General features: G+C 56.1%; 11 protein-coding genes. 5 read left to right on the top strand and 6 right to left on the bottom strand.

What is annotated here, in order from left to right; translation table 11 throughout:
• Positions 1–1544: 1544 nt before the first annotated feature.
• Genes DF200_RS05890 through DF200_RS05875 form a run of 4 tightly spaced genes read right to left on the bottom strand, consistent with a single transcriptional unit; the run spans position 1545 to position 7281 of the window.
• A complete protein-coding gene (locus DF200_RS05890; RefSeq protein WP_158275794.1) occupies positions 1545–2102 on the bottom strand; it encodes an SLATT domain-containing protein in 558 nt (185 codons plus the stop codon).
• A complete protein-coding gene (locus DF200_RS05885) occupies positions 2071–2967 on the bottom strand; it encodes an SMODS domain-containing nucleotidyltransferase (protein WP_109137356.1) in 897 nt (298 codons plus the stop codon). Before DF200_RS05885 ends, DF200_RS05890 begins: the two co-directional genes overlap by 32 nt.
• A 55-nt stretch (positions 2968–3022) precedes the next feature.
• Positions 3023–5695, bottom strand: coding sequence for a DEAD/DEAH box helicase (locus DF200_RS05880; RefSeq protein ID WP_109137355.1), 2673 nt, complete (start codon positions 5693–5695; stop codon positions 3023–3025).
• Positions 5696–5700: 5 nt separating this feature from the next.
• A complete protein-coding gene (locus tag DF200_RS05875; RefSeq protein ID WP_109137354.1) occupies positions 5701–7281 on the bottom strand; it encodes a site-specific DNA-methyltransferase in 1581 nt (526 codons plus the stop codon).
• Between the two features lie 317 nt (positions 7282–7598).
• On the opposite strand from DF200_RS05875, the gene DF200_RS05870 reads away from it, so the two are divergent.
• The gene (locus DF200_RS05870; protein ID WP_158275793.1) at positions 7599–9020 is read left to right on the top strand and encodes a DNA-methyltransferase; all 1422 of its coding nucleotides are present in this window, start codon (positions 7599–7601) and stop codon (positions 9018–9020) included.
• Positions 9021–9185: 165 nt separating this feature from the next.
• Here the strand turns inward: DF200_RS05870 and ychF are convergent, their stop codons facing one another.
• Entirely contained in the window at positions 9186–10280 is a 1095-nt protein-coding gene (gene ychF / locus DF200_RS05865; protein WP_109137352.1) for a redox-regulated ATPase YchF, read from the bottom strand.
• Positions 10281–10763: 483 nt separating this feature from the next.
• Between ychF and DF200_RS05860 the strand changes: the two genes are divergently transcribed.
• From DF200_RS05860 to DF200_RS05845, 4 genes are read left to right on the top strand one after another with little or no spacing between them, the layout of a single operon-like run.
• Positions 10764–11423: an amino acid ABC transporter permease gene (locus DF200_RS05860; protein WP_109137351.1), complete on the top strand. Its 660-nt coding sequence runs from the start codon at positions 10764–10766 to the stop codon at positions 11421–11423.
• Positions 11404–12132, top strand: coding sequence for an amino acid ABC transporter permease (locus tag DF200_RS05855; RefSeq protein WP_241520152.1), 729 nt, complete (start codon positions 11404–11406; stop codon positions 12130–12132). The genes DF200_RS05860 and DF200_RS05855 overlap by 20 nt, the downstream gene beginning before the upstream one ends.
• Entirely contained in the window at positions 12125–12904 is a 780-nt protein-coding gene (locus DF200_RS05850) for an amino acid ABC transporter ATP-binding protein (RefSeq protein WP_109137350.1), read from the top strand. Before DF200_RS05855 ends, DF200_RS05850 begins: the two co-directional genes overlap by 8 nt.
• A 56-nt stretch (positions 12905–12960) precedes the next feature.
• A complete protein-coding gene (locus DF200_RS05845; protein WP_109137349.1) occupies positions 12961–13806 on the top strand; it encodes a transporter substrate-binding domain-containing protein in 846 nt (281 codons plus the stop codon).
• A gap of 94 nt (positions 13807–13900) precedes the next feature.
• Here DF200_RS05845 and DF200_RS05840 read toward each other — a convergent pair whose 3' ends face one another.
• The gene (locus tag DF200_RS05840) at positions 13901–15331 is read right to left on the bottom strand and encodes an alpha/beta fold hydrolase (RefSeq protein ID WP_109137348.1); all 1431 of its coding nucleotides are present in this window, start codon (positions 15329–15331) and stop codon (positions 13901–13903) included.
• Positions 15332–15460: the final 129 nt, after the last annotated feature.

Genomic DNA, 15460 nt, shown 5'->3' with positions numbered 1-15460 from the left:
AACACTAAGTCGGCGGCGAAGCTGGCAGATTGCGCGGATAAGCTGACGTTCGAGACCATGACCGATGGCAACGTGCGGCGCAGTCTGTTGGCGCATGCGTGGTTCTGCAACCAGAAGACCTGCAACATTTGCATGGGGCGTAGGGCCGTCCGTAACCAACTGTGCGTCGGCGCGGCACTCGATTGTCTGTCCAACCCCGAATACTACCGGGATTTACTGCCCGAACTGTATGAGCGGATTGCCGAGCTACGGTTCGCGACGCCTGCATTCTTCACGGGGACCATGCCCAACTTTGACGACCTTGCGCTCGGCATCCGCGTGCTCAATAGCGCCGTCCGTAACCTCACCCACGTAGACATCAATCACAGCATGAGCGAACGCGAGCGAGTATTCACCCAAGGTATCGCAGGCACCACACGCAGTGACGAAGCCACCAATCAGTACGTCAACGCCGGCCTACACGAGCTGGAAGACCAACTACAGCAGCATGAAGCCACGCATGACATGACCGATACACAACAGGCAGAGCTGCAACGGCAGATAGACGGCATACGGGCAAAAGGCGAATGGCATGTGCATGCCCACATGATTTTCGCGACCCTGGAAGCCTATTACCATGACCAACTCCATAAAGACGACATCAGGAACAAACACGACTACAAGGGTGACATCGTGGAAGCCAACCACCTATACAAAGACCTTCTGTGGTGGAAACTGGAATGGACCAACGCCGTTCAAAAAGCCGTAAAAACTATCATCCGACAAGACCGGAAAAAGGGAATAACGCATGATGATTTCCAGACCGACCGTTGGCAACGATTTATGAGCATGAGCCGCGCCGACGTGGAACAAACCATCGAGCAAGCCCAGGCTCAGGTCAAGCAATGCGAGCCCGGTACAGTCACTTACGAGAAGGCGCGGCAAAACGAGAAGAAAGCATGGTCCAACGGCGCGGTAATCGATATCGAATCCATCAGTGTCAAAGGACACGCCATGACGCCAAAACAAAAAGCACATCTCACAAAGAATCCTGCACTGTTGAAATCAGCCATCCAGGAAACATGCAAATACGCCTTCAAACCCGACGAACTATTTGCGAAGACCAGCAAAGAAGAACTCGACCAAATCATCCCGCAAATAGACGCCATTACGGGAGCCCGCCTCATCTCCCGCACCGGCATCATCGCCCAAGTGCTTCACGATGCCGACGAGCGACAGCTCTGCGATCGCTACCTGCAACGCACGAGGACTGGTAACGCGAACTGGACGCTGGAACAGTCCATCACATTCAACTGGCTGACAGACCTACGCCAATACGTTCAATACGAAACCGTTGACGCGGATGATGACGAAGCCGATTTCCTTTCATAATCTCAGCAGACCTTATGGTAGGTGCGGCGACCAATCAGCTTGCCGCCCCTACCGCTACGTGCCAGTTGTTTCTATATAAACACTTAAGCCAGCTGGCGTCGCCAGCTGTTTGGCTTGTATGAACGAGAAGAAGTAGCCAAGGGCGTTCCGGCGATCGCGGTTCGACAAGGCAGTTATTGCCGCCTCAATACAGGTGGCAGGAACCGTTCGGCTTCGCCTTCGTTGAAGGTCTGCTCTTCTTCTTTCTTTAACGCATGTTGCGCTTCCTGATACGCTTTCTCAGACGTTCGCGGAGTCGTTACGTAGATGTTCGCTACAGTCTTAGTCAAGTTGTCACGCTTCTCACGAATCTCATCATCACTTAGTTCGTTAAAATCTGTAAGGAGTGCCTCATACTCTTCGCGTACTATCCATAGGCGATCGGCTGCCTTCTGGTGTTCCTCAGCTTTCGCCGCCGGATTAAAATTCTTTGTTGCTGCGTTCACAATCACGAGAGCAACGGCAAAAATCGCCCCAATGGTTTTAGCCCATGTAGGGAATACGGTTACTAAAAACCCACCCGCAGTTATTGCTGAAAATATGAGCTGGCTCCATCGGAGCCTACGGTCTTTCGCCCTTAACCGGTGTGCATCCTTTTCATGCGCAGTGAATGTGTACACCACTTTCCCGTACCGCGTTATCAGCTCAGACCGGAGCTGTTCACGATAATCTGACTTCAAATCGGTCACCATAGATGGCCTTCCATTCATCTTCTGCTAATGAATCAATGCCAAGGTCTACATCGTATTGAGCCTCTTTAGCGTGCTCATATGCACTATTTGCTTTTGCCGTAACATCTACGGAAAAATCTATAGTTGAAAGACTTCCCGGAGCAAATAAACTGGAATCGCTGCCATGTTTTACAAGGTACGCGAAGAAATCGCGAGTCATCTCCCCATATTGGGAATAGTTTTTGTACTTTTCAATTGGCACATCATTAAGCAAGAAAAAAACATAAACCAACGCATCGATTGCTATACCAGAAATGTTGACATTGTTGGCATCTCTCCATGCACGAAGCATGCGACATAAATCTTTGGGCGAATGTTCATAGTATGTTGAAAGGCTATTTAACGCATTGATTTCATCCTTAGGATTCGTTACTTTCCATGAACCTCCATCATGAGTGTCCGGGTAGTAATATGCATTACCGGAATCTTGGGAAAATGCGGGAACAATCTCGAAACGAATCCCATCAGACCATTCAATAACGATAACTTGTCCATCACCTCGCAAATGCGAGTTTGAATATCTGGCTTGTATTACAGTTTTTACTTCTTGCAATAAAGCAGATTGACCATTGCTGGTATAACGGTTATAACGATGGAATATTTCAGGTGGCAGTTCTATTAGGATATCGATGTCACTGGTCGAGATTTCAGTCCCTCTACCATAAGAACCGACATATAAACCATGGAGCGACTCACTGGAAACGTCCCAGTAATAAACATTTATCAGCTTGACAATGCTGTGGTATCTCAGGCTTATGGTATCTGTTGTATCTTTATCCATGAGCAAGGATGAGCAAAACCTTTGAAATGTGGAACTTACTCCCATTTTTCTTTCTCTTTCTCGCGTTCGTTACATTAGACGATTTGTTTTTTCCATCGATTTACAGGTGGTTCAAGAAGTCAGACTTGAACGTGGCAAACGAATACGCACCATCAATGTCCATAGGGCTATTGCCAAATACCATGAAATACTGATAGTTTGGTCCGGCATCACTGGCCCATTGGTTTCCAAGTCTGAGTTTGTCACGACTGTCGTCATTTTTCAGCTGTTCGCCCTTTGTCTCGATGACGAACAAACGACCGCTGCGTGTCATAGCCAAGAAGTCCGGGTAGTGGTTGATGAATCCGTTGATGTAGAACTCGCCCTTGCGACGTTCTACAACGCGATGCCACCAGATGACACCTTCACAGTTGGCCAAAGAGTCGGCCATCTGAAGTTCCAACTCGTTCATACCACCGTCTTCGGCTTCGTACAGTGTGCGATCGAGAGTGGTCAATGGATTGGGAAGATACACCGAAGATGGAAATGCGTATTCAGGCGTAATGATGATGTCGCCACGACGGCGCTCCACATCGAACTCTCTAACGCGGAATGCGTCTGCCTTGTCCTTGATTGCCTGGCTGATGATAGCGGCATAAGCGGATGCATTGTCCAAGTATCCTTCGAGTTCGTCATCGCTCATCTGGTCTACAACACGGTTGATGAATGATTTCAAGCCGTGTGCGCCATACAGCTTTTGCACTTGCGGACTCATAAGGTTTGGAAGGTCCAATTTGGCGCTTCGCCGACGGCCTTCGTTGCTATCGCGTGCGAAAAGCTCTTTCATACCTCGGCGCTGTGCATCGGATAGATTACGGACCTTGAGTTCGGAATCGTTCGAGATGTCGATTTGTTTAGCGTCAGCAACGTGCATGGCATCAAGTCTGATGTCTTCCGTGCCGATTTTAGCGAGCATGAAATGTTCAAGCAGGGAGTCGCGATCGAATAGTTCACCTTCAGTGTCATCCAAATCTGAGAACAGGCCGGCTTGCTGTTCGAGACGATAACGGGGAATCCTTAGGCTACGTACGGTGTCGGCCACTGTATCTCTTATGCGGAATGTATTCATGTCGTCTCCCATTCCAGTCGTGCCGCCCAGCAATGTGTCCGTATTATCTTTGGCGGATTGAGCGCATACAGCTTCAGCAGTTTCGGACGCGCGAATCATGTCATCGATGGAGTCGGGTACTGATTCAGTGCTCCCATTATCCGGCAGTTTTTCATTCTCATCAGGTAGGGCAATCGTCAAGTCATCGAAATCATCAGCACCCTCGAAAACTTCTGTGTCGTTGTTTTCGGCGTGATGAGCCAGTTCATCAAGGATGCCTTGCACTGGAACCGGACCTGATGTCTTGTTCGGGTCATCGGATTCTATACTTGCCAGCACATCCCTTTTGGAGAATCCTGCTCCATTGAGTCCCGCAACTACTTGGTCAATGGTCTCGTTGAAGTCGGCCGATGATGTCAAGACGTACGATGTATTCAGACTGCCTGATTTGGCATGCTGAGCATAAGGCTGGCGCAGTACTCGCCCTACAAGCTGTTCAACGCTGGTGCGAGAGGACTTGTTCGCAACGGTCGCCAACACATAGGCGAACGGACAGTCCCATCCCTCTGACAATGCTTCGACCGTGATGACGTAGCGGATGGGGCATCCCCGGGACATGAGGTCCACGTTTCCGAGTTCATCCACGTTGCCGGTCCGGATCGCGATGTGTTCCTCGGGTATGCCGGCATCCACGAGTTTAGCTTTCAGCTTGCGGAAGGTTTCAGCATTATCGGCATCTTTGCGTTCGGCTTGCAGCAAGACGATAGGCCGGATGTAGTGGCCCGTTTTCTGTTCGTTGATTTCCGCGATTTGTTCCAGTCGTCTGCGCAGCATGATGGCATCTTGCACGACTTCGGTCTTGCCGTCCCTGCGATACACAATGACGGGAAGTTTGACCATTTCCTCCGCCTTGAGCTCTTGGGCAGATACCCGAGCGATGACGTTGGATTTAGCGGAAGGCGTGGCTGTCAGTTCCAGCACAAAACGAGGATTGAGATTACGCAACATCTCAAGGGATAGACTCGATTTGGCATGATGGGACTCATCCACGACGACGATGGGATGCATGCCGGCCAACGCAGTGATAAGAGCCGTATCATCAGCACCAGCAACTTCTACGGCTTCGCCTTGTGCCTTCTGGTAGTTGGTCAACGCCACCAGTGAAGAGTTCTCTGCATAAGCCCGGCGACCGTCTTTATTCTTAAACGAATCATAGGACAACACAAACAGAGTGAGCTGCCCTTCTACGGATGATGCATTAAGGCCCCGCCCCATCAGGCCGTCTTCCTTGTCCAAGATTTCTACGCGATGTGAAAAATCGCGGTCTATAGCCATACGAAGCGGATGCGCGGGATTGCGCAGTTGCCGCAGCGTCTGGCGTAGTATCTCCTTACGAGGCACCAGCCATACGACAGCCTTCGTGTCAACTCGGAGTTCGTCCGTGAGTGTACGCAAGGCATTGGCGGCAATGTAGGTCTTACCGCCTCCAGTAGGCACCTTAACGCAGACCCTTGGCGCACCGTTCACGTCATCAGCGTACGGACGTATATCGTCCTTGCCGGGACGTAAGCCATCCTGGGCAAGCAGACGGTCATATGCGGCGCCTCCGGTACCAAGTTCGACGGTCAGATGGGCATACTCGCGCACTGCGGAAAGAACTTTGCGCTGGTATTTCTTCAGTTCCATGGCAATCACACCCTTGCAATCTGACGGGGAATCTGCTTGAAAACGATGTTCAGAGCATCGAGCCTGTCCTGCGGCAGTACGCAGCGATCGGCATAAATGACAGTAGTGGAACCACGTCGAGGCAACGTTCTCAGTAGGTCATAGCCGAGCACGCTTTCCTCGGCACCGTCATAGGCGAGGTAATACACGGTATCCGCTATCTCTCCAAGAAGGTAACGATGCTCACTCGTCATGTCAACATAATCAGCCTTCGTCTCCGTATACCAGACATACCGGAACAGCTCTTCACGCGGCACTTCAGGATTCAGCATGCCATCCGGCTCGAACAGCACCGGTCCAAGTTCGTAGTAAGAAAAACCAGAATCAATGCCGGGAGTCGCTTTATCGCCCTTACCATAGCCCGCAATGACACGACGGACCCGTTCGGCAGTAACTGTATCCGCGTAATCGCTCAGTTCCACGAGAATGAACCGACGGTGACCCCCGTCACGTTGATTCAAGCGTAAAACGGCATGTGCTGTCGTTGCCGAACCGGCGAAACTGTCCAGAACAATAGATTCCTTATTGGTAGCCAGTTCCAGCACTCGCTCTATCAGTCTTACCGGCTTCGGGTAGTCGAATCTTGCCTTGCCGAGCAGTTCAGCAAGCTCCTGCGTGGCTTCCTGAGTATGGCCCACCTCGGTATTCGGCCACCAAGTCCATGCAGTTTTGCCGGCTCTATCGGCCAGATAGTTTTTCTGGCGCGGCACCCCGTCCCCACTTTCGCCGAACCATAGGCGGTTTTCGGCGCGCATCTGCTTGTACACGCTCTCCAAGTTTTTCCAGCAACGTCCCTCCGGAGGGTCAATGACCTTCCCGGAAGGCGTTTCTATTTGATACATCTGGTTTGGCCTGTACCCTTGCGCCGTGAAATCAACCGACACCCACGGCCCTCGCGGGTCGTTGTCCGGGTTACGGTATTTTTTTGCATCTGTTTCATCCAATGGAAGAAGATTGAGCACCTTAGTCAGGTCCGAGGCATTCTTGGCGTATACGAGAATGTACTCGTGACCATTGCTCATTCTCTTGCGGGCGTCCGGTGAGGTGCGCTTCTGCCAAATGATAGTGGCAATGAAGTTGGATGGCCCAAAGATGTCATCACACATCATTTTCAGGTTTGCCTGTTCATTGTCGTCGATACTGATGAAGATAGCACCGGTCTCACTCAGCAAGAGACGCAGCATCTGCAAACGCGGATACATCATGCACAGCCACTTGTCGTGCCGTGAGAAATCTTCGCCTTCTTTGCCAACGACTTCACCCAGCCAACGACGGATTCTGGGGTCGTTCACGTTATCGTTGTAAGCCCATCCTTCGTTGCCGGTGTTGTATGGCGGGTCGATGTAGATACAATCTACCCTTCCCTCATATTCGGGAAGCAGTGACTTCAACGCCTCAAGATTGTCACCATGAATAATCTTGTTGCCGCGATCGCTACCATCTGTTGCTAGGACACCCTTGGCCGGAACGCTGTCAAGCACGCGATAGGGGACCTGGCGATGATAGCCAATGACCTTATCCTTGCCCATCCATTCCAGCGTCGGCATGCACATTCCTTTCCCAGCGTTACTTGGCAGCACCATTGTCTCATGTGTATGAGTTCATATGCTAACTCGCCACACGTATCGACGTCATCACCTTTTGCACATCTGTTATGGTTAATACATCAGGGCAGCCGATACCGGCTGTGTTTAAGGTGAGACTTGGAGCGCCCATGAAGATGTTCTTTCCGAGACTTGGTCTGGACATGGCCTTTCCCCACAGGGATAGAGGGCAGCAGTCTCTAACGCGCGGACAGTATCGCGTGTCCACTACAGCGGAGACTCTTCCGTCAGGTAAGGCGGCACGACTTGTACTGATGTGGATGAGCACCAGTCTCATTCAGCGAGATGGAAGCGTCGATGCCGAAACAGGGCGCATAGCCCGTTCTGGATTACGGGATTTTATGGTTCGAGCTGACGCTAGTGTTGGCGGCCGGCAGTACGACCGCATAGAACGTCAACTCTCATTGCTGCTTAGCTGTCGGTATTCCGAGCACGACGGACAGCGTTGGCGGTCATTATCGGTCTCACGCCAAAACAAGCAGGGCGAAATCGTGTTGACACGGCAGTTCATGCATCGTCTGGCCCATGCCATTAGCGTGGATTCCTTGATAGTAAGGCAGCTGCGATCATCCATGTCCGTAGACCTGTACCTTATCGCAAGGCAACAGCTTGCCGGGGCATCTGTTAGTTATGACGACATGTACGTCATTACAGGTAACGGCGGACGCAGCCGTTTCAAGCAGACGGTGATTGCTGCAACCCAAGAGCTTGAGAAGACGACACTTGGCGCTGTCAGCATAGCTGCTAATGGCTTTGCCGTGTTAAACGACCTCACGCCGGTGCAAGATGATGAGCTGGAATGGGATGGCTCATTCCCCACACACTGTCTCTGGCATCACGAAAATGGGCTACGGCTATATCAAGGTGATGCAAAAGCGGTTATGAGCGGATTCCCTGCGCAGAGCATTGATTGCGTTGTCACGTCCCCACCCTATTTCAATCAACGAAACTACAGCGGAGGTCGCAAGGAAATAGGCCGCGAGGATACAAGCGATGCTTACATTAAGAAGCTCGTTGGCGTGTTCCATGAGGTAAAGCGCATACTTGCGGATGACGGTACTCTGTGGCTGAATATTGACGATTGCTATTCGACAGGAGATGCGCGCGATCCCGCTCCCGCGCATTCTTTGATGGGCCTCCCTTGGCGGCTGGCTCTCGCTATGATGCAGGATGGATGGTTATTGCGCAATGAGGTCATCTGGCATAAAACGAGGGTGCTTCCTGGTGCATCTGGTAATCGGTTGAACCATAATCACGAACAGATTTTCCTGTTTACTAAAACCGACGGCAACACTTACAACATCGATGATGTACGTATACCATTGTCCGACATCTCGAAACGGCGCTTTAAGAACATTGAAAACCAATCCGGTTCTTATCGCGCTAATGGTGGGGCAAAAAACATCAAGCCCGTGGGAGACCTGAAGCGGGGACGCAATCTCCGAGACGTTTGGCCGATTTGTCCTTCATTCACACATGACGCACACTTTGCTGTATTCCCAGTAGAGATACCCGAACGATGTATTAAGGCAGGTTGCAAACGCAATGGCATCGTGCTGGACCCATTCAACGGAAGTGGCACAACCGGACTTGCAGCGCGATCGCTTGGTCGTAAGTACGTGGGCATTGACCTCAATGAGGATTACCTAATGCAGTCAAAGCGAAAGATACTGGGCAGCTAACGGAAACTAACCAGCATCCATGCCATAGACCCGCAAGGCGGGGGCGGCATCGAATCCACGTTCGACGACGCCCCCGCCTTGCGGGTCTGTCAAAACCTGTACAAAAACATGCCGACACGCCGTAGTTTTTGACAAATTTTGACAGGCAGAAATCGTTGGTATTACTTACTTCGAGACGTTGAACTTGAACTCGACGATGTCGCCGTCCTGCATCACGTAGTCGCGGCCCTCCTGACGGAGCTTGCCCTCCTCCTTGATGGTGGCCATGGAGCCGTCGGCGGCCACGAAGTCGTCGTAGGAGACGATGTCGGCCTTGATGAAGCCCTTCTCGAAGTCGGTGTGGATGACGCCGGCGGCCTGCGGGGCGGTGTAGCCCTTGTGGATCTGCCAGGCGCGCACCTCCTTCTCACCCGCGGTGAGGAAGGTCTGCAGTCCGAGGATGTCGAAGCCGACGCGGGCCAGCTGGTCGAGACCGGATTCCTTGAGACCCGCGTCCTCAAGCATCTCTCGGGCGTCCGCCTCGTCGAGCTCCGTGAGATCGGCCTCGAACTGGGCGTTGAGGAACACCGACGGAGCCGGGGCGACGGAGCCGGCCAGCCTCTTCCTCAGGTCGGCGTTCTGCAGCTCGTCGTCGTCCACGTTGAACACGTAGATGAACGGCTTGGCGGTCATCAGATGCAGGTCATAGACCGAATCCTTGTCGAAACGGCCCTCGCGGGCGGCCTTGTCGAGCGTCTCGCCGGACTCAAGGATCTCCTTGGCCTGTTTCACGGCGTCGAGGTACGCGGGCTCGATCTTCCTGCCGCGCAGGTCCTTCTCAAGCTTCGGCAGCGCGTTCTCGATGGTCTGCAGGTCGGCGAGGATAAGTTCAGTGTTGATGGTGTCGATGTCGTCGGCGGGGTCGATGCGGCCGTTGACGTGCACGATGTCGTCGTCCTCGAAGGCGCGCACGACCTCGCAGATGGCGTCGGCCTCGCGGATGTTCGCGAGGAACTTGTTGCCCAGGCCCTCTCCTTCGGACGCGCCCTTGACGATGCCCGCGATGTCGACGAAGGTGACGGTGGCGGGCACGATCTTCTCGGTGTGCACCAACTTGGCGAGCACGGCCAGCCTGTCGTCAGGCAGCGGCACGATGCCTGTGTTCGGCTCGATGGTGGCGAACGGGTAGTTCTCCGCAAGCACGTTGTTGCGGGTCAGCGCGTTGAACATGGTGGACTTGCCGACGTTCGGCAGACCGACGATTCCAATAGTTAAAGACATGTCTCCCAGTCTAAGGGCACGAGGGACATAGACGGGAGCATGGGACGCCCGGCGCGACGGTCTCGCCCCTATAAGGTTTTTTTATATCACGCACCTTGCTTCAAACATATATCTATTACCGACGCAATTGCAACACACCAAAGTTTTGTTATGGTAGTTATCGATTTGCTGATAGCACGTCATAAATGATGTCCATAACCACGGGACTCCCCTTCGCCGCCGGACTCCCCGCCGACGGATCGGCACGACATCGGGACACCAATGACCGCAACGGTTTTCATCGATGCCCGACCATGGGGACCGTCGTTCGTCAAACGTACGGCGAGACCCCGCCGTCCCGCACAGGCCCTTTCCCGCGGAGGGGCCGCGTCCGGATGGTGCCGGAAAAGCCCGTATGGTATTCACAGACGTTTCCGAGAGAAAAAGACTCATGCAAAGCAAAGAGACAGAGACAACAACGCAGGGATCGAAGGAGGGTGGCAGATGAGCTGGCAGGTCATCCAACAGGCCCTTCCCCTTTTCCGGAAGGCCTTCGTGCTCACGCTCGAACTTTCCGCCATCGGCGTCGCGCTAGCGACGATCCTGGGACTGGCCATCGCGCTGGTGCGCGAATACCGGGTGCCGGTGGCCTCCCAGGTCTGCGCCACGTTCGAGGAGCTGCTCCGCAATACGCCGCTGCTGATCCAGCTGTTCTTCCTGTATTACGGATTCCCCTCGATCGGCATCAAGCTCAGCGCCCAGGCGTGCGCCATCATCGGCATCTCGCTGCTCGGCGCGGCATACATGTCCGGCGCGTTCCGCGGCGGTTTCAGCGGCATCCCGACCATCCAGGTCGAATCCGCCAAGGCGCTCGGCCTTTCGCCGCTGCAGATGATCCGGCACGTCACCCTTCCCCAGGGCCTGACGAGAAGCGTTCCCGCAGTGGCCGCGAACGCGATCTTCCTGGTCAAGGAGACTTCGGTGTTCACCGTCATCGCCGTGCCCGAGCTCACGAACACGGCCCGCGACCTCATCGGCATGTACTACCGCACCGACGAGTACCTGCTCATGCTGGTCGTGGCCTATGCCATCATCCTCATCCCGCTGTCCGTCATGCTGACCCTGCTCGAAAGGAGGGTACGCCGTGGTACTTTCGGCGATTGATTCCGCATCGACCGTGCTCGCCGCGGACGCAGGCTGGACGATCCTGTTCACGGGCGACAACCTCACCCGACTGCTGGGCGGTCTGTGGACCTCGGTGAGCATCGCCGGCCTTGCGCTGGTCTTCGGCATTCCGCTCGGCGTCGTGCTCGGCGCCCTGCGCATCCTGCGCAATCCGGTGCTGAGGGCCGTGCTGCGCCTGTATCTGGAGTTCTTCCGCATCATCCCGACGCTGGTCATCCTGTTCCTGTTCTATTACATCCTGCCGCGCGAGATGGGCGTGCAGGTGGACGGCGAGACCATCGCCGTGGTGGCGTTCGGCCTGTGGGTCGCCGCCGAGATCAGCGACGTCGTCCGCGGCGCGCTCATCTCCGTGCCCGAACATCAGATCGACGCGGGCAAGGCGCTCGGCATGAACGGCCTTCAGCTGCTGTGGTACGTGCGCCTCCCCCAGTCAATAAACCTCATGGTCCCGGCGACCATCAATCTGGCGGCGCGCGTGATCATGACCACGTCGCTGCTGCTGCTCATCAGCGTGATCGACGTCATCACCGTCGGTCAGCAGATCATGGAGGCGAACCGCATGGCCCATCCGGACTCCGCGTTCTGGGTGTATGGATTCGTGTTCCTGCTGTATTTCATCGTATGCTGGCCTCTGGCGATGATCGCCCGGGCCTTGGAGAAGCGCGCCAAGGAGCGTAACAATGGCTGATTCGAACAATTCCGTCTCGAACGACGAGATCCTGCTGTCGGTCCGGCATCTCAAGAAGTCCTATGGGGACCACGAGGTGCTCAGGGACATCAGCTTCGACGTGCCGCGCGGCAAGGTGTTCGTGCTGCTCGGCCCATCCGGGTCGGGCAAGTCCACGCTGATTCGATGCCTCAACGGGCTCGAAACCATCCAGGGCGGCACCATATCGTTCAAGGGCGAGCCGATCGACGGCAGGGAGAAGACGTGGCGCAGGCTGCGCACCGAGATCGGCATGGTGTTCCAAAGCTACGACCTGTTCCCGAACCTCACCGTGGCGCAGAACATCCTGCTCGGTCCCACCAAGGTGCAGAAGCGCCCGAAGGACGAGGTGGAACGGCAGATGGACGGCCTCCTCGCCGACGTGCAGCTGAGCGAATACCGGGACGCATACCCCCGCGAGCTCTCTGGCGGACAGAAGCAGCGCATCGCCATCGTGCGCGCGCTGACCATGAACCCCGAGCTCATGCTTTTCGACGAGGTCACCGCGTCGCTCGACCCGGAGATGGTCCGCGAGGTGCTCGAACTCATGCTCGGCCTGGCCGAACACCATATGACGATGATCGTGGTGACCCATGAGATGGAGTTCGCTCGCCGTGTGGCCGACACCGTGCTGTTCCTTGAAAACGGCGTGATCCTGGAACGGCAGTCGGGGCATGACTTCTTCACGCATCCCGAAACCGACCGGGCCAAGGCGTTCCTGGAGAGCATGGCGCCGATCAGCGACGGGGAATAGACCGGTTTTTCCATTTTTCCAAAGGGATTCATCACCGAACAGAGAGGATAGCAACGATGAATACACTCAAGAAAGTCATCGCCGGGGTTCTGGCCGGCGTCACCATGATCTCGCTCGCCGCCTGCGGCGGCTCCAGCAGCTCCGATGGCGCGGCCTCCTCGCAGCAGGGCCAGACCGTCGAGCAGATCAAGAAGGCGGGAACCATCCGCATCGCCACCTTCGGTGACCTGCCGCCCTACGGCTACGTGAAGAACGACGGCACCCGCGCCGGCTACGACGTGGCCCTCGGCAACCAGATCGGCAAGGACCTCGGTGTGAAGGTCGACTGGGTGCAGGTCAACGCCGACGGTCGCGTGGACGCCCTCAAGTCCGACAAGGTCGACCTCGTCCTCGCCAACTTCACCGTGACCGACGAACGCAAGCAGGTCGTAGACTTCGCCAGCCCGTACATGAAGGTCTCCATCGGCGTGGTCTCCCCCGACAAGGCCAAAATCACCAGCGCCGACCAGCTCAAGGGCAAGACCCTGGCCGTGACCAAGGGCACCACCGCGGAGACGTTCTTCACCCAGAACTACCCCGACGTCCAGCTGCAGAAGTTCGACTCCAAGACCCAGCAGTTCCAAGCGTTCAAGGACGGCCGTGTGGCGGCCCTCGCCGACGACAACACCTACCTGTACGCATGGGCCAAGGACAACAAGGGCTACACCGTGGGCGTGAAGACCCTCGGCGAGGAGTCCACCATCTCCCCCGCCGTGAAGAAGGGTAACAAGAGCCTGCTCGACTGGACCAACAAGGAGATCAAGACCCTCACCGACCAGGGATTCTTCGAAAAGTCCTACCAGACCGAGCTCGCGCCGAGCTTCACCAGCGACATCAAGCCGGAGGACGTCATCATCAAGTGACGCCGCGCCCGGCGCGATGCGTCACACGCATGGGAAAAGCCCGCCGTGGCGGTTCCGAGGGGAATCGTCACGGCGGGCTTTTCCCGTTCCCCGATCATCGGAGATTGGCGAGATCGCCCCGGTCCCGGGCCTCCTCGTACAGACGGCGGAACACGGTCGGGCCGTCATGCACGCCGTCATGCTCGAATTCGTTGGTCACCCACGCGTGCGCGTTGCCGATGCGGGAGAGCGTGTCGAGCTGCAGGCCGGAATCCACGTACATGTCGTCGAAATAGACGGCCGCCTGCAACGGCACGTCGTTGCGTTCCAGCTGGCCGACGTCATAGATCCTCCCGAAATGCGTATCCTCCATCAGGAGTTCCACGGCCGGCCTGAACGGACGCAGGGAGGAGTCCTCGTCGAACATCCATGGGAACACGGCCTCGCCGGTGAACATGAACGGACGGGCGTCCGCGGCATACTCGGGATGGTGTTCCAGCTCATGCTGCGCGGCCCACCGGATGGGATGGTCGAGCTCGCCGTCGGCGTAGATGAACTCCTGCAGCGGCCAGTACAGCGGACGCTCGTACGATGCCGTACGCGCCAGCACGTTCATGAGGAATCCCGTGGACAACGCTGCCGGCTCGCATCCGTATGCATGGTCGGCATGGGGCACCCCGGAGGAATCGTCCTCGGGAAGGACGGCCCCGTCTCCCCCGGTGAACGCCTGATCGACCAGCCAGTGCAGGCGTTCGAAGCTCGGCTTCATGCCGAAATCGGCACCCAGCATCCGCAGTCGGTTCAAGGAGAACGGGTCGCCGTTCGGCAGCGTCACATCCCCCTGGGCAAGACGGTCGGCGATGGCCGCCACCCGCCGTGCATCCTGCGGATAGCGCTCGTAGTACCGCCGCGTCTTCGCCATCATGCGGGGGAACGTGTGCGCATACACCTCGGCCGCGTCCGCGGGCACATGCGGTATGCCGCCCGTGGTGAACGACGCCGCCAACCCATGCGGGAACAGCGAAAGATACGTCAGGGTGAGGAAGCCGCCGTAGCTCTGCCCCAGGCTCGCCCACCGCGCCCCGCCGAACGCCTTCAACCGCAGGTATTCGAAATCGCGGACGATGGAATCGGCGAGGAACAGCTTCAGATAATCCGCCGCAGCACGGGCGTCCATGCCGGCGACGGACTGCGCATCGATGCGGGAGGAACGCCCCGTGCCCCGCTGGTCGGGAAGCACCACACGGAAATGCCGGACCGCCTCGGCTATCCACCCGTCATCGCTAGGGCCAAGCGGCCGCGGGCACTGGCCGCCCGGCCCTCCCTGCAGGAACACCAGCAACGGCAGATCGTCATGCACGTGCTCGGGGGCGCACAGCACACGATAGAACAGCCCCAACGTCGCCGGAGACCCATCCGGGCCATCCTTCGCAAGCCCCGACCGCAGGACATCCGCGGGATTCGCCCCACCCCAGTCGACCGGCACGGCGATGGAATGGTCCTCCACGCACAGGCCCGGCACATAGTATCTTCCCAACAACGGCATCGGCACGCTCCTTGTTCGTCTTACGGCCCCATTGTCGCACCGAAGTATGTCGGGAACCGACATATGCCGAATCATAGGCAATCATTCCCAGGAAGGACGGCGGAACCGCCGAATCCGGCTAGGCTATGG

The organism is Bifidobacterium catulorum (assembly GCF_003129925.1).
In the GTDB taxonomy this organism is placed as follows: domain Bacteria; phylum Actinomycetota; class Actinomycetes; order Actinomycetales; family Bifidobacteriaceae; genus Galliscardovia; species Galliscardovia catulorum.
The sequence above is the reverse complement of the archived record's forward strand: the minus strand, read 5'-3'. Positions and strand labels throughout refer to the sequence as shown.